Consider the following 4839-nt stretch of genomic DNA (forward strand, 5'->3'; position numbering starts at 1 on the left):
TTGCATTTATGAGGTACGCTTATCAGCCTGAAAGTCCCCCTTAATAAGGGGGATTTAGGGGGATCCCTTTGTCCTTCATGGGAGAGAGAATTGCTATATAACTCATCACTCAATTTCATCAGCCTTAAATTGCTGTTGATTCAGATAATAATAATGTCCCCGTTTTGCCATTAACTCTTTATGGGTTCCCCTCTCAATCAATACTCCTCTATCCATCACTAAAATTAAATCCGCATTCCGGACTGTAGATAAGCGATGAGCAATGACTAATGTTGTCCTCCCTTTGAGAATCTGATTTAAATTATTCTGAATAATCCGTTCGGATTCGGCATCTAAATGGGAGGTGGCTTCATCTAAAACTAATAACTTAGGATTCCCTAATAAAGCTCTTGCGATCGCAATCCGTTGCCGTTGTCCACCAGACAACATTCCTCCCCCTTCCCCAATCTGGGTTTCATAGCCCATGGGCAACTGTTTAATAAATTCATCAGCACCCGCTAATCGTGCTGCTTCTATAATCTCGTCTAAACTAGCAGCGGGATGACCTAAGCTAATATTTTCCCGAATGGTTGCACCAAACAAAAACGTATCTTGGTCTACTACTCCCACTTGCGATCGCAAAGACCCTAAGGACAAACTCGTAATATCGAGTTGATCAATTAAGACTTTACCATCCGTAGGAGGATACAATCCCAATATCAATTTAGAAATCGTAGTTTTCCCAGACCCACTGCGTCCCACTAGGGCTACCATTTGTCCTGGTTTCACTTCAAAGGAAAGATTTTCCAGTACATTTATCTCACTTTCTGGGTGATAGCGAAAGGTTACCTTATCAAAGCAAATGTGACCTTTAATTGGGGGTAACGATTGACGAGCCTGCTGCTGCAAATCCTCCTCTGGTTCAGCATCCAACACATCATTAATCCGTTCCATAGCAATTACTACTTCCTGGAATTCATTCCATAACACGGTTAACCGCTGGAAGGGAGTAATCACATTTCCTAGCAGCATATTAAAGGCCACTAATTGCCCAATCGTTAGCTGATTTTGAATTACTAACCACGCTCCATACCAGAGTAGGGCTGTTGTGGCCACGGCTTCAATAGCATTGCTAAAAATTTGGAGGCGATTGCTGATAACTTGCCCAGTAAATCCCTGTTTTATCTCCTTATTTAATAACTCCTCCCAATGCCAACGTACTGTTTGTTCTACTGCTGTTGATTTTACCGTTCGGACACCAGAAAGGGTTTCAATCAGATAGCTATTCTCTTTGGCGTAAGCCTGAAATATTTCCCGGGAAATCTTCCGTAAAAACGGTGTCGCGATTAAGGCTAGTAGGAAAAATGGCGGCACAATCACTAAGGCCAATAACGCCATTTTCCAACTGTACCAAAACATCAATCCTACATAGATAAATACCGTTAGTAAATCCAGCAGAATTGATAAGGCTTCACCGGTCAGGAACTGCTCAATCTTGCGGTTTTCCTGGACTCGTGATATGATGTCACCAACATAGCGGGACTCGAAAAACGAAAGAGGCAACCGCAGTGTATGGCGAATAAATCCTACAATCAGCGCTGCATCTACTTTATTAGCCGTGTGGTCTAGTAGATATTGCCGCAATCCCATCATCGCGACTCGAAATAGGCTAAACATCAGTAGCCCTAACCCTACCGCCATTAAGGTTAGCCCAGAGCGCTGCACCACGACTCGGTCTAAAATTAGCTGGGTAAATAGAGGTGTAATTAATCCAAATATCTGGATAAATAAGGAAGCGATAAACACTTCGAGCACCACTACCCCATGGGGTTTCATTAACTCAAAGAATTGCCAGAAGGTAGTAGTGGTCTCTTTAGCATCCTTGAGTAACGCAGTCGGTTGTAGCAGCAGTGCATAACCGCTCCAATCTGCTTTAAATTGCTGGTGGCTGAGGGTACGTTGACCAATGGCTGGGTCAGCAACAATAACGGACTTTTTGGTTATTTCATAAACAACAATATAATGTTTACCTTCCCAGTGAACAATGGCTGGTAGTTTTTGTTTGGCTAGCTGATCAAGACTAGCTTTAACCGGACGAGTAGAAAAGCCAATACTTTCTGCTGCTGCTGATAATCCCCGCAGTGATGCACCATTACGGTCTACATTAGCGATATCTCGCAAACGATTCACACTAAACCGTTTTCCCCAATAGCTAGATACCATTACCAAACAGGCGGCACCACAGTCAGAACCACTCTGCTGGGCAAAAAATGGATAGCGTCGGATTACCCGTTGCCATAAATGTCCCACTCGTTGATTAGGATTGGGAAAATAGGCTTTACTAATCGTTTTGGCAGGTGTGGATGGGGCAGTCGCTGATGGGGTTATGGGCTGGGGTGATGGAGTGGGCTGGGTGTCGGAGTCAACCAGTACTGAATTTTGCCTACGGGCGTACTCATACAGATGGTCTCGGATGCGAGGATATTTGCTAATTAGTGGAAACAACAACTCAGGGGTGAGATAGCAAAGCTGAAGATTCCGAGAAGCCCTCGCTGAGTAAGGCGAAAAGGATGCATCGGGAAAAAAGGTAGATTCCCCAAACGAGTCTCCCTCTGTCAAGGTGGCAAATTTTTCCCCAGCACTGTTGAGTAATCTAACCTTGCCGGTCATCACGATATAAATACCAGCTTCCGCCTGTTCAGCTTGCCAAAACTGGCCGACTTTTGGTTCGATAAATTTTATCTGTTTGAGAATCCGGGAAAATTCGGCATCATTAAAGGAATGCCCTAGGGTATCCCTCAGCTGCTGAGAAGAAATTGGGGCTAAATTTTGAACCATAATCCTCTAAACCTAAAAAATCTTCGAGGGAGAGTTAGCGATCTAGATGGCAGGGTCGCTATATCCAGGCAAAATCCTGTGGTAATATGAAGGCAATGTAAAGTTATGAAAAACTCACTGTCTTAATGCAGTCGCTCATGGCCCATGGGTCTGTGTGCGGAACCTGCGTCCGCACCTGTCTTGATGCAGTCGCTCATGGGGGGAACCCCCGCAGGTCGGCGCTGCATCGCTCTCCAGCCCCGTGGAAACCAAGCCAGTTGCTCATGGGGGAGACCCCCACAGGTCGGCACTGGCTCCCCAAGACCGCTTAGGTGCCCTTGACCTAGGCGAAAATTCCCCACGGGTCGAACCTCTGCATCGCTTTATATTTGGGTTGCCATTCGAGCTTCATACCGAAACAACAGAATTTTTCTAGGGTTTTGCCACCACCAAACTAATCAATCAAAGTATGATGGTTGCGGTGCGACAAGGCGCGAGGTTCAAACCCCCACTGGAAAGCGCACCAACAGAAAGGCGCGAAATTAAAAATTGAAGTAAACCCACAGTTGTTAAGAAGAGCCTGCCGGATGTAGGAGTCTGTTGACAGGGTTAAAGTCAACGTGGTTTTAACCCTCGGGCGTTGGGCTAACCACAGAATCAACACTGTTTTAACCCGTTAAGATGTCAATATCAACCAATTTCAAGGAAATTAAATAACCAAGATGGAAGAAGAATCCTATTCTTACCGGTAGTCTGGGTATTATATAACAGAAGATTGTTCTGTGAAAAGCGTTTTTACTATCGCTAGACAAAAAACCAAGACTATCAAAGAAGCTAGTCAGTGGACTTTAGATCGGATACTTCAAGAGCATCCAGGTCCCGAATCGCAATCCGATTACTAGGCTGATTGAGATTGCTACTCTCGTTTTCTTGGATAGGTTTCCCTTTAGTAGACAGCCCCATTTGTTTAAGCAGCCGATTCACATGCTGAGGGGTTATTTTAATTCCCAACTCTTTGGCTAGATGTTTACTTAACCACCCCGCTGTCCAACGCTCAAAGGCATAACCAAATTCTTTTGGACCACGGCTGACCAGTTCTCGCAACCGTGCCAGATAGTGATCATTTACTGCTTTAGGGCGACCAATGGGATGATCATTCCACTTATGGGCTTGACCCATACGAGCCATAAAAATCCAATGGCGTACTGTAGCGGCACAACACCCTAGGGCTTTACAAATTTGAACTTGGCTTTTCCCTTCATCCGCTAGCAGCATAATTTCGATACGCTGACGATACTGTTGTGGTAAATCCGATTGCAGATTTTTTTGTAGCAGTTTGCGCTGAAACGGTGTCAAACAAAGACCTACAGAAATGCGTTCGCGTAGCGTGGCCGTAGGCCAATCGCTCTTAGTTTCCGATGTCAATTGATGGTGTGATATTGGTTTCATTGATTAGACGTTGGCATAAGTAGGGAGAAACAATCGGCCAAAGTCTATAGTTGCACATTCATACACCAATATAAACTAACTTTGTTGCCAAATTGGCACTTTTTTTTATTAATAAAAATTAATTTATAATGAAAATTATTTATTTTTGTAGACTAAAGTGATATAATCATCCTGAATCTTTAAGACAAAAGCACAGCAATTTGATGATATGGTGCTTGCCCATATCCTCGTGATCAGTTGTGGGAAAATCTAATGTGGGCGAATCTAATTAATTTGCCGATCTCAGCTGATGGGCAGATGGGGGCATGGGGGCATGGGGAGAGTTATTGACGTAATATATTCCGTTTAAATTCTGATTAGCTTAGGGATTGATCCTAAGTGAGTCATAGGTCATGGAGAAAAGATGAAGGATGAAGGGTGAAGTATCAAGTATGAAGTATCAAGTATGAAGTATCAAAGGTGAAGTGGAGCGATAGAACCTATGGCTCCTATGTTGATTAGACCCAATTAGCAATCACCAATTACAATCAATGACTAAATGAAACATGGACTTGATGCCTACGCTCACTTGGACTCCCCCATCCACAGTTGGGA

Annotated in this window: 3 protein-coding genes; 1 reads left to right on the top strand and 2 read right to left on the bottom strand. The window is 44.0% G+C overall.

Translation table 11 applies throughout. The annotated features are described in order from the left end of the window. Nucleotides 1-105: 105 nt before the first annotated feature. Nucleotides 106-2817, bottom strand: a complete 2712-nt coding sequence (locus F6K49_RS35250; protein WP_293104240.1) for a peptidase domain-containing ABC transporter — start codon at nucleotides 2815-2817, stop codon at nucleotides 106-108. 241 nt (nucleotides 2818-3058) lie between these two features. Here F6K49_RS35250 and F6K49_RS35255 point away from each other — a divergent pair, with 241 nt between their 5' ends. Continuing rightward, nucleotides 3059-3232 carry a hypothetical protein gene (locus tag F6K49_RS35255; RefSeq protein WP_293104243.1) on the top strand — a complete coding sequence of 58 codons (174 nt, stop codon included), beginning with the start codon at nucleotides 3059-3061 and terminating at the stop codon, nucleotides 3230-3232. Between the two features lie 398 nt (nucleotides 3233-3630). On the opposite strand, the gene F6K49_RS35260 is transcribed toward F6K49_RS35255, so the two are convergent. After that, nucleotides 3631-4245 (bottom strand): helix-turn-helix domain-containing protein, encoded by a 615-nt coding sequence (locus F6K49_RS35260; protein WP_081431033.1) that lies wholly within the window; start codon nucleotides 4243-4245, stop codon nucleotides 3631-3633. Between the last annotated feature and the right edge of the window lie 594 nt (nucleotides 4246-4839).

Source organism: Moorena sp. SIO3I6, assembly GCF_010672095.1.

Bases quoted from the DNA above. Each gene is read 5' to 3' on its own strand.
- F6K49_RS35250 (WP_293104240.1), bottom strand. From the start codon at position 2,817: ATGGTTCAAAATTTAGCCCCAATTTCTTCTCAGCAGCTGAGGGATACC.
- F6K49_RS35260 (WP_081431033.1), bottom strand. From the start codon at position 4,245: ATGAAACCAATATCACACCATCAATTGACATCGGAAACTAAGAGCGAT.